The 18,422-nt window shown below is 62.3% G+C and carries 14 protein-coding genes and 1 pseudogene; 7 read left to right on the plus strand and 8 right to left on the minus strand.

Annotation, left to right across the window (positions count from 1 at the left end):
- Positions 1-8 precede the first annotated feature (8 nt).
- Entirely contained in the window at positions 9-1,865 is a 1,857-nt protein-coding gene (locus tag BDK61_RS18620; protein ID WP_121304079.1) for a BCCT family transporter, read from the minus strand.
- An 89-nt stretch (positions 1,866-1,954) separates the two neighbouring features.
- Entirely contained in the window at positions 1,955-3,202 is a 1,248-nt protein-coding gene (locus BDK61_RS18625) for an NAD-binding protein (RefSeq protein WP_121304080.1), read from the minus strand.
- 172 nt (positions 3,203-3,374) lie between these two features.
- On the opposite strand from BDK61_RS18625, the gene BDK61_RS18630 reads away from it, so the two are divergent.
- The gene (locus BDK61_RS18630) at positions 3,375-3,785 is read left to right on the plus strand and encodes an EamA family transporter (RefSeq protein WP_004966000.1); all 411 of its coding nucleotides are present in this window, start codon (positions 3,375-3,377) and stop codon (positions 3,783-3,785) included.
- A 90-nt stretch (positions 3,786-3,875) separates the two neighbouring features.
- Positions 3,876-4,256 carry a Rid family detoxifying hydrolase gene (locus BDK61_RS18635; RefSeq protein WP_121304081.1) on the plus strand — a complete coding sequence of 127 codons (381 nt, stop codon included), beginning with the start codon at positions 3,876-3,878 and terminating at the stop codon, positions 4,254-4,256.
- 21 nt (positions 4,257-4,277) lie between these two features.
- Here the strand turns inward: BDK61_RS18635 and BDK61_RS18640 are convergent, their stop codons facing one another.
- Positions 4,278-4,547, minus strand: coding sequence for a hypothetical protein (locus BDK61_RS18640; RefSeq protein WP_004966002.1), 270 nt, complete (start codon positions 4,545-4,547; stop codon positions 4,278-4,280).
- A 178-nt stretch (positions 4,548-4,725) separates the two neighbouring features.
- Here BDK61_RS18640 and BDK61_RS18645 point away from each other — a divergent pair, with 178 nt between their 5' ends.
- Both BDK61_RS18645 and fdhF read left to right on the plus strand, forming a co-directional pair.
- On the plus strand, positions 4,726-6,249 hold the full coding sequence (locus BDK61_RS18645; protein ID WP_121304082.1) for an NADH-ubiquinone oxidoreductase-F iron-sulfur binding region domain-containing protein: 1,524 nt from the start codon (positions 4,726-4,728) through the stop codon (positions 6,247-6,249).
- Positions 6,246-9,557 (plus strand): formate dehydrogenase subunit alpha, encoded by a 3,312-nt coding sequence (fdhF, locus tag BDK61_RS18650; protein WP_121304083.1) that lies wholly within the window; start codon positions 6,246-6,248, stop codon positions 9,555-9,557. Before BDK61_RS18645 ends, fdhF begins: the two co-directional genes overlap by 4 nt.
- A gap of 242 nt (positions 9,558-9,799) precedes the next feature.
- Here the strand turns inward: fdhF and BDK61_RS18655 are convergent, their stop codons facing one another.
- Positions 9,800-10,531 carry a creatininase family protein gene (locus BDK61_RS18655; protein WP_121304084.1) on the minus strand — a complete coding sequence of 244 codons (732 nt, stop codon included), beginning with the start codon at positions 10,529-10,531 and terminating at the stop codon, positions 9,800-9,802.
- 160 nt (positions 10,532-10,691) lie between these two features.
- Here BDK61_RS18655 and BDK61_RS18660 point away from each other — a divergent pair, with 160 nt between their 5' ends.
- Positions 10,692-11,780: a CobW family GTP-binding protein gene (locus BDK61_RS18660; protein ID WP_121304418.1), complete on the plus strand. Its 1,089-nt coding sequence runs from the start codon at positions 10,692-10,694 to the stop codon at positions 11,778-11,780.
- A 1-nt stretch (position 11,781) separates the two neighbouring features.
- On the opposite strand, the gene BDK61_RS23590 is transcribed toward BDK61_RS18660, so the two are convergent.
- The 3 genes and pseudogenes from BDK61_RS23590 to BDK61_RS18670 all read right to left on the minus strand — a co-directional run bounded on the left by BDK61_RS23590 (position 11,782) and on the right by BDK61_RS18670 (position 14,176).
- The gene (locus tag BDK61_RS23590; protein WP_004966007.1) at positions 11,782-11,943 is read right to left on the minus strand and encodes a hypothetical protein; all 162 of its coding nucleotides are present in this window, start codon (positions 11,941-11,943) and stop codon (positions 11,782-11,784) included.
- A 63-nt stretch (positions 11,944-12,006) separates the two neighbouring features.
- Positions 12,007-13,164 carry a glutathione-independent formaldehyde dehydrogenase gene (locus BDK61_RS18665; RefSeq protein WP_121304420.1) on the minus strand — a complete coding sequence of 386 codons (1,158 nt, stop codon included), beginning with the start codon at positions 13,162-13,164 and terminating at the stop codon, positions 12,007-12,009.
- A gap of 165 nt (positions 13,165-13,329) precedes the next feature.
- Positions 13,330-14,176, minus strand: a pseudogene (locus BDK61_RS18670) (CPBP family glutamic-type intramembrane protease).
- A gap of 561 nt (positions 14,177-14,737) precedes the next feature.
- Between BDK61_RS18670 and BDK61_RS18675 the strand changes: the two are divergent.
- The gene (locus tag BDK61_RS18675) at positions 14,738-16,039 is read left to right on the plus strand and encodes a S8 family serine peptidase (RefSeq protein WP_121304085.1); all 1,302 of its coding nucleotides are present in this window, start codon (positions 14,738-14,740) and stop codon (positions 16,037-16,039) included.
- Positions 16,040-16,103: 64 nt separating this feature from the next.
- Positions 16,104-16,715, plus strand: coding sequence for an ArsR/SmtB family transcription factor (locus tag BDK61_RS18680; RefSeq protein WP_011222710.1), 612 nt, complete (start codon positions 16,104-16,106; stop codon positions 16,713-16,715).
- A gap of 194 nt (positions 16,716-16,909) precedes the next feature.
- Here BDK61_RS18680 and BDK61_RS18685 read toward each other — a convergent pair whose 3' ends face one another.
- The gene (locus BDK61_RS18685) at positions 16,910-18,268 is read right to left on the minus strand and encodes a DUF7827 domain-containing protein (RefSeq protein ID WP_004966012.1); all 1,359 of its coding nucleotides are present in this window, start codon (positions 18,266-18,268) and stop codon (positions 16,910-16,912) included.
- Between the last annotated feature and the right edge of the window lie 154 nt (positions 18,269-18,422).

Genomic DNA, 18,422 nt, shown 5'->3' on the forward strand with positions numbered 1-18,422 from the left:
CGCGCCGTCTATTTCTTTTCAGGTGGATCGACGTCGTGGTGTGTCTGAATGTCCGGCAGTTTCCTGACGGCGCGTCGGAAGAGGGAGGTGTGGCCCTGCTCGTCCCGGTACCAGGTCACGGTCAGCCCGCCGACCGCCACAAGTGATATTACGGCGAACGGGCCGCCAGTCAGGACGGCCAGGGCCTGAAGCGTCTCAGCACCACCGAGAAGCAACACCGAAACGGCGACTGAACCCTGAAAAATACCCCAGAAGACGATATGCGTCGCCGACGGTGCCATCCCCCGTCGCGTTGCCAGAACAGAGACGACGAGCGTCGAGGTGTCCGCCGACGTGGCCATGAACACGATGATGAGCGCGAGAAACAGGAACATCAGAAGCTGTCCAAGCGGTAATGACGCGAACAGCGGGAAGCCGGCGACCGCCTCCGAACCGCCACGTTGTGCGATCGCGGCGAGGATATCGGCCTGCCCCGTCTGCTGGATGAACAGCGACGTACCACCGAGCAGTAGGAACCAGACCATCGTCGCCGCCGAGGTCGCAACGACACTCGTGAACACGACAGTTCTGACCCGGCGACCGCGGGAGAGTGCGGCGATGAACAGCCCTGCGAAGGGTGCCCACGAAAACCACCACGACCAGTTCCAGACGGTCCACGCCGCGACCCACTGCCCGCCCGTGTGAAGACTCAACGGAACGAACTCCACCACGTAGGTCCCGAGTGCCTGCGTTCCTCGCTGGAGAATGAACAACCGTGGACCGACGGCGGCGATGAGAAGCGCGAACAGGCCAAACAAGACGATATTGAGGCCGGCGATGCGACGGATGCCACGGTGGATCCCAGTCGCGCTGGAGACAACAAATATCAGGGTCAAGCCGCCGACGAACAGGACCGGCCCGACCTCACCGGCTGCCACGTCCCACTGGTAATTGATCCCGGCGAGGAACTGCTCGCTCACGAGTGCGACCGAGGTGGCGATGCCCCCGATAGTGGCAAAAACGGCCAGCGTATCGACCAGTGTGGCCCAGGCCGAATCGAGCTCATCGACACCGAGCAAGGGGGCCAGCACTGTCGAGACCCGGAGCGGAGCGCCCCGCGTGAACGCGAAGTACGCTATCGGGACGCCGATGACAGCGTAGGCGCTCCAGGCCGAGACGCCCCAGTGAAAGAGGGTGTACACAAGCGCGCCGTTGACGGCGCCCGGCGACCCGGCTGCTGCCCCGATGTACGGCGGTGGCTGGTCGTAGTGAAACAGGGCCTCAGTGGGGCCCCAGAACACCAGTCCAGCCGCGATGCCGGCGGTGAAAACGAGCGTAAAGTATGTCGGATACGTGTAGCTTGGCTCCGTGTCCGGACCGCCGAGTTTGATTTCGCCCCAGGGCCCAAGCAACAGAAACAGACAGTAACAGACCGAGAGGAAGACCGCGGCGAGAAACAGCGGGCCGCCGCCGCGAAGGACTGTGGCAGCAGCGGCGTCGACGGCACCCGTCGTCCGTGCAGGGAATGCGATCTGAAGCCCGAAGAACGCGGCGAACACGAGCACCGGGAACGCGAGGATGGCTGGCTCGTGCTGTGTGAGGAACTCTTTGATGGCCCGTTTGACCTTTGTCCGCCGGACGCGGAGCAGGACATCGGCCGCGGCCGGCGCAGTGGCGTCTTCGGAGTAGGGAAGGAGCGCGATGTAACAGAGTCCCGAACTGAAAAACACGAGCGCAATAGTCAGCCACGCCGGACCAGTCACGGCTTCGCCGACAAGCGTCGGAAAGAAGAACCCCGCGAGCACGAGCGCCCCGGATGCGGCACACAGTGGCACCAGTAGCCGGCCGACGATCTCCGAAATGCCACTGGCGTCCGAGGTGGCCATGCGTCAATATTCAGTATCGAATACATATATTACTATCCCACAGCGCGATGCAAGCCGGTCGACACCGTCGCTGGCGAGCGTCGGGACCGTTACTCTGTGGTGTCTCCGCTCTCCCCGTCATCCGCAACGATTCCGTCCAGTAGTGGTTCGCTCGACTCACGGCCCAGCACCGACTTTCCTAGAAGCCGTCCGCCGATAGAACGGGGGTTGATAACTTCGTCCGCCCCGACCGCGCGGAACTTCTCGACGTGTTTCTCGGCAGTCGCCGCTGCGACTGTGCGGATGTCAGGATTGACGTTCTTCGTCGCGATGACCGAAAGCACGTCGCGGGCATCGTCGTTACTCCCCACCACAACACCGCTTGCGGTCCCGACGCGTGCGTCCCTGAGGACATCTTCATCGGTGGGATCACCGGTGAGCAGATTCACGCCCTCGCCCTGCAGCGACGCGACCGTCTCCTCATCGGGGGTAACAACCACAACCTCCGTCTCGTCGCCCAGTTCCTCAAGCAGCGATGCCGTAACGTCTCCGTACCCAAGAACCACGACGTGGTCCTCGAGGAGTGTGAGTTCTGATGCTGTCATGACTCCGAACGCTGTCGCCATTCTGGATTCGATAGCGGGGCCAATGAGCGCGCCTACGGCGACGGTGAACGCGCCGGTTCCGAACAGGATGATAGAGAGCGAGAACCACCGTGCTTCCGCTGTCACAGGTGTGATATCGCCGTAACCAACCGTCGCGATTGTGACGACGACGTAGTACACGGCGTCGCCCCAACTGTCGAGTTCGAGGAACTGGCCTCGCAGCCCGTAGGCACCCACGGTCCCGTAGAGAACGACGCCAAAAATCGCCGACAGCGATGCGATCTGAATCGGCGAGAGGTCAAGAGACTGGTCGAACCGGTGACGGTTGCGGACCAGCAGCGGGTACGTGACCAGCGTTAGCAACAACAACGGGATATCAGTTGGCTGAAACGTGGTAAGCGGCAGTACTACCAGACCGAGAAGCACGACGGCCGCCACGCGCCACGCGAGTTGTTTGCGCCGCTGGAGCCCGACCGTCACGATGCCGAGGACGAACGCGAACAACACCCCACCGAACCTGACGAACGGTAGCGGAAGGTCGACGACGGCGGTCAGCGGGCCATTAAGTGCAAGCGATGCCTGACTCAGATTCGAAAGGCCGGTCACGAACGCCAGCAGCGCGACCGTCCCGGTCAGGACGACCGTCGGTTTTGCGCCGGATAGCTCGTCCCACTCGACGAACGGGACTCTGTCAGCCGGATAGAACACGTCCTCCAGCGTCCGGTCCGACGAGTCTTCTGGGACGTTAGCCATTAGCATACTTTTGTCGGAGTCAATATAAAAAACACGCGGCGAGCGGGCACCGAACTCAAGTCAGCGGGCCACATACGACCAAATCAATGCGTCGATTGCACGAGCATGGGTGTCGCCGTTCGCCAAGGACGCTTAGAGAGAGTTGGAGCCGACTCATCTGGAGAGCGGACAGATGAACGCTGCCGTCCTGTTCGGGCTCGGGACGATGATAGCCTGGGGGTTCTGGATAGCGTTTGGCAACGTCGCGTCAAGTACAATGGACCCGGAGACCGCGGCGTTCGTGTCCTACGCCGCTGCAACGGTCGTCACCGGGATATACGTCGTTGTCTCAGACGCATCGTTCGTCGTCACAAACCGGGGGATGATGTTTGCCGGCGCGGCGGGCGTCGCGGCGGCCGTCGGCGTGGTCTCGACGTTCGTCGGCGTGACTGTGGGGCCCACGTCGATCGTGTCCACCATCGGTGGGATGTACTTCATCACTGCCGCAGTCATCGGCGTTATCGCGTTCGGGGAGTCCATGACGTTGACGAAAGCCGCCGGCATCGGTCTGGCGCTGATAGCGATTGTCGTCATCAATCAGTGACTGGACACAACTGGTTGGCTTTCGAGAACGTTGTGTGAGTGTCCCCCGTCACAGCAGGGGTTTATGAGATGGGGGCAGGTACGGCCGGATATGAAGCGCGTAGTCAGCACCGACGAGGCACCGGCCGCGGTCGGCGCGTACAGTCAGGCAACGACGAACGGCGACCTCCTCATCACCGCCGGACAGCTCCCGCTAACGACAGACGGCAAACTGCTCAACGACGAGCCAGTCGCCGACCAGACGCGGCAGTGCCTTCACAATGTCGCGGCGATTCTGGAGTCAGAAGACCTCTCGCTGGACGACGTACTCAAGACAACCGTCTATCTCGACGACATCGACGACTTCGACTCGTTCAACGAGGCCTACAGCGAGTTTTTCGAATCGGAGCCACCGGCGCGGAGCGCCGTTGGCGTTGGTGCGGTCCCGAAAGGTGCAGCGGTCGAAATCGAAGCTATCGCGACCACCGGGTAGCGAGCGCGGCCGTTCCGTATCTTATCGCAACTCCATCTGTTCTGCTCGCTCTGCGGCGAGCGTCGTCAGTTCGTCGACGCTACTGTCCGAGCGGTCCGCGAGGACGCGAAGCACCATTCCGAGTTGTATGGCCGCTGCCTCGCGGAGTTCGGCCGCCTCCTCGGTGTCGTTACCGAAATAGTACTCGTGGCGGCCGTCCTCGTGGATAATGCCGGTGTACACCGAGCGCAGGTCGGCCTCGGTTATCGCGGCTGACGCCTCCGTCTTGACTTCCTCGAACCGTGGGTTCATGATTTCGATTGGGGGTAACGTCCCGCTGCCTCATTGTTTCAGCGGAACGACTCGGCCAGCGCTGTCCCATTATTGTATAAGCAAGTGATATGTTGTGTGGGTCGATGACGCCACTGCAACCAGTGGTCCCGGGACCGCTCGGCTGGGGTTTTTAATCGTTCAACACGAGGCACAGAGTATGACACGGGAAACCACGGCCCTCGCTCATTCGACCGCCGTCCGGGTGTCGACGGACGGCCGGTCACAGAACGGGGACCGGGTCTTCTCCGCGGCGCGGACGACGGCGGGCTCGACACCGGTCGTCAGGACGGGACCGACGGGCATCACAGCAGCCACACCGCTAGTGATAGTCACGCGTAACGGACGGACAGCCTTCTACAGCGACCCGTCACCGGCGACCGTCCGTGACCTCATCGACGCACTGGAAGCGGGGACAGTACCGACAGCCGATGCGGACGCTGTCGTCGAGCACGACCCCGAAACGGCGTCGCTCCCCGCCCCGGAGCGTGGCCCGCTCTCAGTCGGCCGCCGCAACGTACTGGGCCCCTGTGGCTGGGTCGCCCCGCTTTCGCCGGCCGACTGGTCGTTCGTCTCGACCCAACGGACCGCCGACGTTGCAGCGGGAGCCGGGCTGCTGGGCCGCGGTCGCGGGGACGCCGCCGCTGACGAACCGGTCGCCGATACGTGGGAAACAGCCAGCGAAACCGACGGTGACCCAGTGGTCGTCTGTAACGCCAACGACGCCAGCGACCTCCCGACGGGCGACGACACGCTCCTGTCCGGCGCACCGATGGCAGTCCTCGACGGGATTGCGGCGGTCGCCGAGTACGTGGACGCTGGTGACGCTGTCGTCTATGTAAACGAGTCGGAGACCGACTTGCAGGCGCACCTCCGCGAGGCAATCGACGCAGCCGCCGACACCCTGCCTGTCGTTCCGCAACTGGTGGCCGGTCCGGGCGAGTTCCGCGCCGGCGAGCCCACGGCGGCGCTCGAAGCACTGGAAGGGGCCGACCGCATCGAACCGCGGCTCCAGCCGCCATCACCGGCCAAACGAGGCCTGTACGGCCGCCCAACAGTCGTCCACACGCCGCGGACGTTCGCGCAGGTTCAGCGAGCCGTCGCCGAGCCCGATAGCGTCGACGCTGACGCGGCGGACCCCGGGACGCGAATCGTAGCGGTCGCCGGCGACGTTGCGGACTCGGCGACAGTCGAACTCAGGTCAAGCGCAAGCCTCGCAGCGGTTCGCGAGGCGGTCGAGATGGACGGGTCGTTCAAAATGGCCTGTGTTGGCGGCGTCCTCGGCGGTGTCACGCGCAGTCTTGATTTGGCACCGACCGCACAGTCGCTCCGGGCTGCCGGGCTCGGAACCAATGGCGTCGTCGAACTGTTCGACACCGGTCGATGTACCGTTGAAACGGTTGGGAAGCGGGCGCGGTTCGCATCGATGGAGAACAGCGGCCGGTGTGTGCCCGGCCGTGAGGGAACGAAGCAGCTCGCTGAACTGCTGCGCGACATATACGACGGCTCGTTCGAGAACGACAAGATACGCGAATTGTCCCGGGTGATGCGCCAGTCGAGTAACTGTCAGACCGGCGCGCACGCGCCGCGGCCAGTGACCACAGCTATCGACGAGTTCGAGCCCGAGTTCCGCGCTCACACTGACGGACACTGTCCCAGCGGCACCTGTACGGAGAAGCTATGAGCACAGACAAATCGATTCCACGAGTTCCGGACCTACACGACCCACAGCCTGAGACGCCAGTCACTCACGAGTTCGAGACCGGCACCGCCAACGACCCCGACGTGGGAACCGACACAGACGACCCGACGACGCTTACCGTCGACGGCGAGCGGGTCACGGTCGCCCCGGGGTCGACCATCATCGACGCTCTGCAGGACCTCGACGACGATATCGTCAGTGTCGACCCCGGTGCGGAGGGCGTCGAAGACGACGCCGATGTTCCGGCCCTGTGTTACTACGACCGCGACGGGGACTGCAGCGACGAGGTCGGCCCGCGCAGCGAGTGTCGCACCTGCATGGTCGAGACCGAGGAACACGGTCTCGTCCCGTCGTGTTCGTTCCCCGCCGAAGACGGGCTGTCTGTGTCAACGGACACGCCCGACGCCGAGGAAGCCCGCAGCGTCAACCTCGACCTCGTCCTCTCAAACCACAACCTCCGGTGTACCACCTGCAACGGCAATGGGCGCTGTGAACTGCAGGACGCCGCCATCAGCGAGGGTGTCGACCACCCCCGCTACGGCGTTTTCGACGAGCGCGACCAGTACGAACCCATCGACGACACCTCCTCGTTCATCCAAATCGACCGGAATAAGTGTATCCTCTGTAACCGGTGTGTCGACGCCTGCAACGACGTGCAAGTCGAAGGCGTCCTCCGTATCGAAGGTCACGGCGAGGACACTCGCATCGGTTTCCAGTCCGACGCCGAGACGATGCACGACTCCGAATGTGTCTCCTGTGGCCACTGCGCTACCGTCTGCCCCACCGGCTCGCTGACCGAGAAGGGTATCGACGGCGCGGCGACGCTCCCGCTGCCGGGCTTTACACAGCGGAACTCGATCGGGAAGGTCATCGAACACGAGGACGCTGAGACCATCGATGATACTACCGCTCCCAACCGCGGGTTCGAGCCCGGCGACCCGAGAGCGGCGAAGAGCAAGCAAGGTCTCGCCAAATTCGCCTCGCAAGCAAAACGCCGGGCCGGCGACATCGCCAAGGACTACGGCAAGAAGGCGTTTCTCGCCGGCGAACACACCGCCGAGAGCATCGCGGCGAACACGATGCCCGAGGGCCGGCTGTTCGACATCGCCGACATAGTCAGCGACTACCGGCTCTCGAAAATCGACAAGGAAGAGACGACCTGCGGGTTCTGTGCCGTCGGCTGCCGGTTCGAGATGTGGGGCAAGGACGGCGACTCACTCGGTGTCGTCCCTGTCGATGACCCCGACGACGCGCCCGCGAACAACTTCTCGACCTGCGTCAAAGGGAAGTTCGGTCACGAGTTCGCCAATAGCGAGCAACGGGTCACCGAGCCGCTTATTCGCAACGACGACGGCGAACTCGAACCGACGACCTGGGAGGAGGCGCTCGATTATGTGGCCGAGCGCTTCACCGAGATTCAGGACCAGCACGGCATCGACTCACTGGGCTGTTTGGCTTCCTCGAAAGGCAGCAACGAGGAAGCGTACCTCGTCCAGAAGTTCGCCCGACAGGTGCTTGGCACGAAGAACATCGACAACTGCGCCCGGCTCTGTCACTCCTCGACGGTCGCGGCGCTCCAGCAGACGCTCGGCTACGGCGCGATGACCAACCGCATCAACGAGGACATCGGCGAGGCTGACGCTTACCTCATCAGCGGTTCCAATACGACGGAGTCTCACCCGGTGTTGGCGACCCGCATCAAGCAGAACGTCCGTGAGGGGGCTGACCTCGTCGTGTTCGACCCGCGGAAAATCGGCATCGCAGAACACGCCGACCAGTACACCCGGACCAACCCCGGCTACGACGTGGCCTGGCTCAACGGCCTGATTCGCTACATCATCGAACACGATCTCCACGACGAGGACTTCATCGAGCGTAACACGAAGAACTTCGAGGAAGTCAAGGAGAAAGTCCAGGCGTTCACGCCCGACAAAGTCGAGGAACTGGCGGGTGTGTCGCCAGAGGAACTCGCCTCGGCGGCCGAGACACTCGCCGAGGCCGACAGCGTCGTCTTCGGCTGGGCGATGGGAATGACCCAGCAGAGCCACGGCACGGAGAACCTCATCGCGATGGCCGACCTCGCACTCGTCCTCGGACAGGTCGGCAAGCCGGGCGCTGGTCTCTCGCCGTTCCGCGGGCAGAACAACGTCCAGGGCGGCGGTGGCGACATGGGGACGCTTCCGGGGAGTCTACCGGGCTATCAGAACCCAGCAGACGACGAGGTCGGCGAGAAGTTCGCCGACGCGTGGGGCGAGCGCCCGCCGGAGGAGCCCGGGCTCAAAGTGCCGGAGATGCTCGCCGAGGCCCACGCGGGGAACCTTCGGGGAATGTACGTCGTCGGCGAGAATCCGGCGCTCTCGGAACCCGATATCCAGCACGCCGCCGAGGCTCTGGAAGACCTAGAGTTCCTCGTCGTACAGGACATCTTCATGACCGAAACGGCGGAGTACGCCGACGTGGTGCTCCCTGCGGCCACGTCGCCGGAGAAACACGGCACGTTCACCAATACGGAGCGACGCATCCAGCGGGTTCGACCCACGTCTGAGCCGCCGGGCAAGGCCCGTCAGGACTGGGAAATCACGCAGGCGTTGGCCCGTCGCCTCGGCTACGACTGGGATTACGACCACCCGCGGGAGGTCATGGACGAAATCAACTCGCTCGCGCCCATCTACGGCGGCGTCACGTACGACCGGCTCGAATCCGGCGAAGAACATGGCCTGCAGTGGCCTTGCTGGGACGAGGACCACGATGGCACGCCGTACCTCTATGACTACGACGAGGGGAACTTCAACTTTGAGGACGGGAAGGCCCGCTTCGTTCCTGCCGACGGCGGACACCCCGGCGAGATTCCCGACGAGGAGTTCCCGCTGACGCTTACCTCCGGGCGCGTGCTGTATCACTGGCACACAGGACAGATTACCCGCCGTGTCGAGGGGCTGATGAGCCACGTCGGCGAGAGCTTCGTCGAAGTACATCCCGAGACGGCCGAGAAGCTCGGCATCGCCGACGGCGAGTACGTCCGCGTCGAGTCCCGGCGGGGCGATATCGTCGTCAAGGCACAGGTCACCGACCGCGTCGGCCCGGGGACGCTGTTCATCCCGATGCACTTCGCGGCTGGTGCGGTCAACAAACTCACCGGCGAGACGTTCGACCCGACCGCCGGCATTCCTGAGTACAAAGTGTCGAGTGTTCGCGTGGAAGTGCTGGGCCCGGAGACGGACGAGACGGTGCTCCGGACGCCGGACGCCGGCGGAAAACAGATCCGGAAGCGAGGGACAGGCGACGACTGAGTCGGCACATCCGCTTTTGATCAGTATGCGGGATCGTGAATGGTATCGTGACCGCCTCAGACAATCACCGAATATACAGACATATTTGCGGACTATTTACCACTACTCGTTAGCGTTGATAATTATTTCGCCCGCATTTACACAATCGAATTTTTCTTACTAAGAGAGTAGGTGTGAACTATGTTGAGAAGGAACCAGCTAGCGTGGTTTCAATAGCAGCTATCTGCGTTTTTCTTCACCGCTTACTCACGCGGTCCGACCGGCCGATCCGCGATTTCATCAAGGAGTTCGACGAGCGACTCCGTCGCCAGCTCCAGCAGCGTCTCCCCGCGTTCGGCGCTGCCCTCTCGCGGGTCGCCGACGACGCCGTTCTCGGTGAACTCGTCGGAATCGAACGCGAGGTTGACGCCGCTTTGCCACTCCCCCCAGCCGTCGCTGCCACCGTCCGCGGCCTCATCCAGCCGGTCTTCGTGGACAGCCTCCGGGTTCGTATGCTGGAGTAGCGAGGTTTCCAGCGGCCCACCATGGCCCATGTCGGCGCTGTGGTCGCCGACCGCGTTGAACCACGTGAACGGGACGGCAAAGGCCTCGTCGTGGCGGGCTATCGTGCCCGCGACTTCCCGCAACGCGTCGATGTTGCCGCCGTGGCCGTTGACCAGCACCACGTGGTCCCAGCCGTGGCTGGCGAGGCTCCGGACGATGTCGCGGACGTAGGACCGAAACGTCGATTCGGAGGTCCACAGCGTCCCTGAAAAGGCCCGATGCTCCTCGGCGACGCCGACGGGGACTGCCGGTGCGACGACGACGGGGTCGTCGTGGCGCTCAGCACCGTGTTCGGCGACCACTTCGGCGTCGAGTGTATCCGTTCCGAGCGGCGCGTGTGGCCCGTGTTGTTCCGTACTTCCGACGGGGAGCAGCGCAAGGTCCGTCTCGACCTCGGTCATATCAGTCCACGCCTCCGTCTCCAGTTCCATGGTCGCATCTCTGGTCGGGGCGAAATAAAGCCATTCGCTCAGCGGGTGTGACAGTCAAAGTGCTGGCTTGCGTCTCCAGTTGGCACCCGGACACGGCTTTAATACGTGTTGACACGTGTGTTGTGATAGCATGGCTACCGATAGCTCGGACTCGGTTCCAATGACGGTCATCAGCGGGCCACTCGGCGCGGGGAAGACAACACTGGTAAACAGGTTGTTAAGCGAGCCCGGAGGCAGGCGAATCGCTGTCGTCGTCAACGATATGGGGGAAATAAATGTTGACGCCGAGCTTCTCGCGGACGAGGCAGAGTCGGGAGAAGAGGGCGTCGTGGACCTCTCGAACGGGTGTATCTGTTGCCGACTGCAGGACGACCTCGTCACCGAGGTGACGCGACTTGCCGAGGAGCGGACGTTTGACTATCTCATCGTCGAAGCCTCCGGTATCAGCGAACCGATTCCCATCGCCAGAACGCTGACAGTCGGCCCGGACGGGGGCGACCCGCCCGACGGACTGCATCTAGATACAACGGTTTCAGTTGTCGACGCCTACGGATTCTGGAAGGCGTTCGACCCCGAGGAATCGCTTCCGGAGGCCGCCCCCGACCCCGAACGCCCGCTCACCGAGGTCCTGGTCGACCAGATAGAGTTCTGCGACGTACTCCTCCTGAACAAATGTGACATGGTCCCCGCGGACGCGCTGGACGCCGTAGAAGCCGCGGTTAAGGCGCTCCAACCTCGAGCAGCCATCCATCGAACCACGTACAGCGAAGTCGACCCTAGCGACGTACTCGGGACTGGACGCTTTAATTTTGAGGACGCCAAGCGACGACAGGGCTGGAAACAGGCGTTAGCCGGGGCAGAAGACCATGCCGACCACGAACACGACGACGAGATGTCGGCTGCAGCGGCACACGGCGTCGAGTCGCTCATCTATCGGCGAGACACGCCGTTTCACCCTGTTCGGTTCAATGACTGGCTCGACGACTGGGACGGTGCTATCGTCCGCGCGAAGGGGTTTGCGTGGGTCGCCAGCAGGCCCGAGACGGTGCTGGGCGTGAGTCAGGCCGGCCCATCTGTTCAGGCGGGACCCATCGGGGAGTGGGGCAACGACGACCCGTCCACGCGGCTCGTCTTTATTGGACAGGAGATGGACGGAGATACACTCATCGCTGAACTTGACGGCTGTCTGGCTACGGACAAAGAGCGAACGGAGACGCTTGCCAGTGACCCGTTCCCGCGGGAAGGGTGAGTCAGGTTGCGCCGTAGCCCACTTCCTCGCGGAGTTCGTCCCACGACTCGTGGAACCCGTAGGTGGACTCGGAGTCGCCGCCCATCGCGGCCTGATAGACATCATCATAGGACAGTAGCTGCGTCCAGCCGTCGTGGAACCGGTAGCTACAGTACTGACACATAGCTGTCCATACCGGGTAGCAGGATGTATAGCTATCGCCGAAAAATGGGCTGGTGTTCTGGTGTCAGGGCTCCAGCAGGACCTTGGTGACACCTTCTTCTCTGTTGTCGAAGGCCTCGTACATCTCGAGAGCCTCTTCAAGCCCGACCCGGTGAGAGACGACCCAGCTAGGGTCGGCGCGACCCTCGTCAATCAGGTCACGTAGTTCCCGGTTGTAGGACTTGACGTTACACTGGCCAGTCCCGAGCGCCTGCCCCTTCTCGAAGAGCAGTCCGAAGTCGATACCGAGGCGGCCCTGCGCGGCCATGTCGTCCGGCGCGCCCGGGTCCTCTGGAACGTAGAGCCCTGGAATCCCCAGTTCGCCGGTCGGTTTCACCGTTCGGATGAGGTTGTTGATGACGACGGCCGGGTTCTCTCGCGCCGGGTCGTACGCGTCGTCAGCTTCCTTATCCGGGTCGATGGCCTGATAGCCAACAGCGTCTACGCCCTTGTCGACGCCACCGCCGTGTTGCGCTTTGATCTGCTCGACCGGATTGCCGTCCTCGAAGTTGATTGGCGTCGCGTCGCAGTGTTCTTCCGCGAGTTCGAGCCGGCTCGGAACGCGGTCTACGGAGTAAATCTCCGCTGCGCCCTTGATTTTCGCGCTGTAAGCGGCCATCAGCCCGACCGGACCGGCCCCGTAGATGGCGACGGAGTCGCCCGGTTCGAGGTTTGCGAGTTCTGTCCCGTGCCAGCCTGTCGGGAAGATGTCCGCCAGCAGCGAAAAGGCGTCCTCGTGCTCATCCCCATCCGGGAGTTTGAGCGCGTTGAAGTCTGCGTAGGGAATACGGAGCTTCTCGGCCTGCCCGCCCTTGTATGGCCCCATGGCGACGTACCCGTAGGCTCCGCCGGCGAAGCCAGGATTGACGTTCGTACAGAAGCCGGTGTATCCAGCCTCGCAGTTCTCACAGAAGCCACAGGCAACGTTGAACGGCGCAACGACGCGGTCGCCTTCCTCCAACGAGGAGACGGCCTCCCCGACTTCGGTGACGATGCCCATGTTCTCGTGTCCAAACACGATACCGGGTTCCGCTGCCGTCCGCCCCTCGTACATATGGAGGTCGGACCCACAGATGCACGACGTCGTGATGTCGATAAGTACGTCGTTCGGGTGCTCTATTTCTGGTTCATCGACTTCTTCGACAGCCACTTCTTTCGGTCCCTTATACACAACAGCGTTCATTGACATTGTCTAACACAACCATATACCACATAGAATAGCTGTCACTTATAACTAATTAACTATAATGAACAACCCAGAGACAGCTACTGGCAGAGCAGTCTGGGGCTGCTCCGCACCTGCAGACGGGAAGAACGTACGCAGCAAGCCCGGAACCCCCGACACGTCCTACTTCTCGGTCGAGGCAGATATCTCCCGCCGTGACCCGGTAAGGGGTGAGCCGTCGTGACAGACGGACAGTCAGGTAGACCAGCGAAACCATGACAGTGTATTCGAGCACACTGACCACCAGATGTAGCTCGGACGGGATGCTCACCGATACGATGACCGGCGGATGATTCATTGATGCATGGAACAGGGCGACGAGCCAGAGGTTGCCAGTCAGCGCATAGACGCTCCCGTAAGCAAGCCCCATAAGCGTCAATCCGAAGAGTCTGGCCGCAAGTGCGGAGCTAACGCCGTGCCCTGAAGCGAGAAACCACCGCGGCAGGTGAAAGAGGGCGAACAGGACCGCAACGAGAGCGATGCCAGACAGCACCGCCCGCCGAGTTGTCCCACCGGCCAGCCTCGTGACTTTCTGTTGCAGGTACGTACGGAAGAGAAGTTCTTCCGGGATGGCAGTGAACAGCAGCGAACTGAAAAGTGCCGCGAGATACAACAGCGGGTGGGCAGCGGTTCTCGACAGCGAGACTTCGAACCCAGAGATGCCACCCATAGCGAGGGCGACCGCAACAAGGTTGTACAGTCCCCAGAACGCGGTGACCACCTCAATCACGGGAACCAGTGTGCGAACAGGCGGGAGTAGCGAGCGCAGTGAGACGGTCTCGATTCTGAGCGCACCAGCCGTGAGTGCAACGAGGAAGACACCCCAGATCATTCCCAGGACGGGTGGCGGCGATGCGCCGGGGGAGATGGTCATCAGTCCGGAGAGGACCACAATCACCAGGAGGTACGTTGCAACGGGAACCAGCGGCCCGCCGCTGAATCTCGGCAGGCCAATGTCAGGGCGCAACATCCAGTCGGAATCCGATGGCCGACCCAAAATTATCTTCCATCTCACACTCCGGTGCAACTCTGTTGACGACGAGTGCCCAATATGTGGGTTGTGGCCAACCACGCGACCTGACGTTTAAAACTAGTTTTTAGTCTCTGGTAGCTTTACTATGCTCCCGTCCAACGAGTCAAATGCCGGTGACCGCCTGTAACAGGTCCCGGCTGCCAGCGCCCTCCCCGTGTGCCACCGGTTTCCACGAACCGGACTCCATCCCAGCCCGGATGTCCACACGACAACGGGTACAGCCCGCTCTCCCCGTTGTCGACCGCTCAATTCACAGTGCGTTGGCACTACAGTTGGGTCCCACACTACACAGACCGAAAGTAACGATGAAACGACGTGTCCGCCGGCTATACTGTTGTTATGTCGATGTGCGTGTATCGGTTTTCACAGCCGACGTGCTCTGCAATGTGTCTCACCGAGTAGCCAAGCATCTCGGTACGGTGCTCGGTACCCAACCAGTGTTCACTGCAAGACCCGCGCCCCCCGGACCGGCGGTATTATCGCGGCAGGTGGTCAGGGGTGCGTGATCGGACTGTATTGCTGCTAGCCGTCATCGCGATCGCGTCACTCACTGGAAGCATCGCGACGCTCGCGGTGGCAGGTCCGACAGATTCCCGCCCGGACAGGGCCGATGACGCGTCAGTATCGGTGTCAGACGGAGCAGCTGGCCGATTCGCACGGCTCCACGCGGCCGGAGTCACAGGTTCGAACGTCACGGTCGGCATTGTCGATCCGACCGGATTCGACACGGAATCGAAAACGATTGCCGGCCAAGTCGTCAAAACACGGAGCTTCGGGATTGGTTCCGTGCACAATACCCACGAGGCTCACGGGACTGCAACGGCCGCCGTGGTGTCACGGACCGCACCGGATGCTGACCTGTATCTCGCCCGGGTTGACAGCATCGACAGTTATCAACAGGCAGTCGACTGGCTGGTCCGAGAGGATATCGACGTGATCGTCGCACCCGTTTCCTTCTACGGGCAGCCAGGCGATGGAACCGGGCCAGTCGCCCGCAACGCAACACAGGCGACAGAGCGTGGGTCAGTGTTCATCGCCCCAGCTGGTAATCTCGCACAATCCCACTGGTCAGGGCAGTACACCACTGATACCGTCCAGAATCGGACAGTCGCGTTTACCAACGGGAGCAGGCAGAATTACATCAGAGGTGGGACCGAAATCACGGTCTGGCTCTCATGGGAACGAGCATACGCAGACGAGCAGTACACAGTCGAACTGCACTGGACAAATGGAACCGACTCCCGCCTCGTCGCTCGCTCACAGCCCTACCGCGGCGACGACGTGCCAAACGAGCGTATCGTTGCCGACGTCAAACCAGGCGACTACTATCTCGTGATTCGCGGGCCAGCGTCGCCGACTGGCGCACGGTTACGGCTCGTGTCTCCGACGCACGACCTCCAGCACACGGCGGCTCGAAACAGCATCGTCGCTCCGGGGACGGCCCGTAAAGTGATTACTGTCGGGGCGTACAACAGCCGTGTCGACCAGCTCGAACCGTTCAGTTCGCGTGGGCCGACAGCCGATAACCGGGTCGGCGTCGACATCGTGGCTCCGGACAGGCAGTTCGCCGCCGCCGCACCTGACGGCTTCGTCGGGTCTTCGGCCGCAGTCCCCTACGTCGGTGGCACCGCGGCCCTGCTGCTGGACGCAAACGAGTCGCTGTCCCCCCACGAAACCGAGCACCTGCTGGAACAGACTGCGAGGGACGTGGGACGGCCGGGACTCGACAACGCGACCGGTCACGGGGCGGTCGAACCGGTCCGCGCGGCCCGGGCAGCACAGAACCGTACTGATGGTTAAAACTCGTTTTAAGCCAGCCACAGACCTTTGAGGAGTCCCGTATCATATATCCGACAGTGACGCCATGTCGAGCCCGATCGAAACGATACAGGAGCGGACCGGGACAGCAGACGAATCACCGCGGGTACTCGGTGTTGCAGAGAACGAAACCGACGACGTGTTCGACGCGCTCGCGTCGGACACCAGCCGGTCGCTGTTCCGCACGCTGTACGACGAGCCTGGAACGCCATCCGAGATAGCGGACCGGTGTGACACGTCGGTCCAGAACGTCCACTACCACATCTCGAATCTCAAGGATGCGGAACTCATCGAACCGGTCGAAACGGTGTACTCCTCGAAAGGTAACGAGATGACCGTGTACGGTCCCGCCAGCGACCCGATTGTGCTGGTCGGCGACCGCGACCTGGCGCCGCGTATCCAACAGTCGATGACCGATGTTGTTACTGGGGTCGGGCTGATTGGGTTTGCGAGTCTCTTCGTTCAGTGGGGTGCAAAGCGACTGGCAGACGCAACCGCCGGAGCCGGGGTCTTAGCTCCTGCGAGTCCACAGACCGGGCCCGTCAGTGGCACCAGCACACTCGCGTGGTTCGTTTTCGAAGTCGTCGAGCCGGGCGTGCTGTTTTTCTGTCTCTGTCTCACCGTTCTCGGTCTCGCTGCGCTACTGACTGGCGAGTGACTGTCCGCGAGACAGTACAAAAAACGACAGTTCAACCGTGACCGGTTTCCGGGCAAAAACGCACGGCTCACCGATCTAGCCCCGAGGCCGCGGTCGTGGGTACACCAGTGAGAGCAGGCCTCTGACAGTGGATGCCACTTTAGACACTTTCGAGATGGGTTCAAAAACCGTGTTTCGAGACGACTGTCTTGGGATCAGTTCATGACGGACCGAAGGCAGATCCCCACGCCAACGATAGCGAGGATGCCGCCGACAGCGAGAGCACCAGCACTGATCCCCAAGTCACCAGCCTGTGACTGCTGTGGAGCCGATGTTTCGCCGGTAACTGAATCGACGCCGTCGGAAGACGCGTCTGTAGATGTGGTGTTCCCATCTGTGATGAGCAACGTGCCGACCGTGTCGGGCCGGCCATCCATCTCAGTCCCACGGTACAGCGACAAGTCGTAGGTGCCCGCGTCAAGTTGCGAATCGAGGGCGACCTCCGAGCCGGATTCAACCGCCACGGCATCGGCATCCGCAGCGGTTTCGAGGGTCGGTTCGTCGTGGCCGGCCGCCGTGGTGTCAAACAGGAGAGCGACACGGGCATCGCCGTTCCCGTCACGGACGGTCGCATTGATCTCGTAGTTGATTTCCGGGCTCCCGATAGAGATGGTGGCCGCGTCAGCGGTCGCAAGGACGACATGGATTCGAGCAGTCTCTCCTTGCCGCCCTTTGACGACTGGTTCTTCCAGCCCGAAGTCGGCCGATTCTTCGACCTCGAACTGCTCGTTTGCTGTCCCATTAGCTTCGATGATAAGCCGGCCGACAGTCGGTGTCCCGTCAGTCGACTGCCCATCGAACACGCGGTACGGGTACGCGGCGGGGTCAAGGGTCGACGGGAGGTCCGGCTCCGACTCGGTCACGGTCAGCGAGTCACCATCGTCTGCCACGCGAAGCGTCGCCCCCTCAGTGCCGGCGACCGCAGTGTCAAAGAGGACCAGCACCTCGCCGTCGCTGTCGTCGTCACTGACGGTCGCGTTGATCCGGTAGTTGGTCGCTTCGCTTCCAACAGAGAGCGTTTTGGTCCCTCCGTCAGTCATAGAGACCGGTATTTCGGCGGTGTCGCCCTGGGAGACCGTGACAGTGTTTTCGCCGTCGTCAGTCTGCTTCGGGGTCGCTGTCTCCGGTACCGTATCAGTACAGTCGCCGTCACACGGGGCGATGGTCTCAGTACGTTCAAACAGCGTGTCGCCGTCGACATGAGCGGACAGTTCGTAGGATATGTTCGCTGGCATGTGCGACATATCGAACTGGGCGACGAACGTCCCATTGGGTTGCACTCTGACCTGCCTTTGAGAAAGGAACGGGTTCGACGCGTTGGCTGACTTGATTCTGACCGTCATCTCTGTCCCGGGTTCCAGTGTGGTCTCCCCAGTGACCACCTGTTGTTCGTCAGCGTGCAGCGGGAAGCTATCCTCTGAGACCGTGGCCTGCTGCTCCGCGGCAGCAAGCCCCGGACCCGTCGCTGCCGCGGCGATAAGCACCGCGGCTAGCGCCACCGACCGGACGCTCACAGAACCACCTCCCGTGGTGCGGGCGACTGTGCGTGCGTTTGAGAGCGATGCTGCCAACAGTACCGCATCGCAAGTGGAGGGCCATTCGCTGGCATACGGGTAGCGGTTACACCGGGACTGAAAAAGCACCAGCGATAGGTTAAAACCGCGTTGA

It is taken from the genome of Haloarcula quadrata, from assembly GCF_003634715.1.
Taxonomy (GTDB): Archaea; Halobacteriota; Halobacteria; order Halobacteriales; family Haloarculaceae; genus Haloarcula; species Haloarcula marismortui.

What these genes read in the sequence shown, in the direction of transcription:
- BDK61_RS18620 (WP_121304079.1), bottom strand. Translation starts at nt 1,865, where the DNA reads ATGGCCACCTCGGACGCCAGTGGCATTTCGGAGATCGTCGGCCGGCTA.
- BDK61_RS18625 (WP_121304080.1), bottom strand. Translation starts at nt 3,202, where the DNA reads ATGGCTAACGTCCCAGAAGACTCGTCGGACCGGACGCTGGAGGACGTG.
- BDK61_RS18630 (WP_004966000.1), top strand. Translation starts at nt 3,375, where the DNA reads ATGAACGCTGCCGTCCTGTTCGGGCTCGGGACGATGATAGCCTGGGGG.
- BDK61_RS18635 (WP_121304081.1), top strand. Translation starts at nt 3,876, where the DNA reads ATGAAGCGCGTAGTCAGCACCGACGAGGCACCGGCCGCGGTCGGCGCG.
- BDK61_RS18640 (WP_004966002.1), bottom strand. Translation starts at nt 4,547, where the DNA reads ATGAACCCACGGTTCGAGGAAGTCAAGACGGAGGCGTCAGCCGCGATA.
- BDK61_RS18645 (WP_121304082.1), top strand. Translation starts at nt 4,726, where the DNA reads ATGACACGGGAAACCACGGCCCTCGCTCATTCGACCGCCGTCCGGGTG.
- fdhF (WP_121304083.1), top strand. Translation starts at nt 6,246, where the DNA reads ATGAGCACAGACAAATCGATTCCACGAGTTCCGGACCTACACGACCCA.
- BDK61_RS18655 (WP_121304084.1), bottom strand. Translation starts at nt 10,531, where the DNA reads ATGGAACTGGAGACGGAGGCGTGGACTGATATGACCGAGGTCGAGACG.
- BDK61_RS18660 (WP_121304418.1), top strand. Translation starts at nt 10,692, where the DNA reads ATGACGGTCATCAGCGGGCCACTCGGCGCGGGGAAGACAACACTGGTA.
- BDK61_RS23590 (WP_004966007.1), bottom strand. Translation starts at nt 11,943, where the DNA reads ATGTGTCAGTACTGTAGCTACCGGTTCCACGACGGCTGGACGCAGCTA.
- BDK61_RS18665 (WP_121304420.1), bottom strand. Translation starts at nt 13,164, where the DNA reads ATGAACGCTGTTGTGTATAAGGGACCGAAAGAAGTGGCTGTCGAAGAA.
- BDK61_RS18680 (WP_011222710.1), top strand. Translation starts at nt 16,104, where the DNA reads ATGTCGAGCCCGATCGAAACGATACAGGAGCGGACCGGGACAGCAGAC.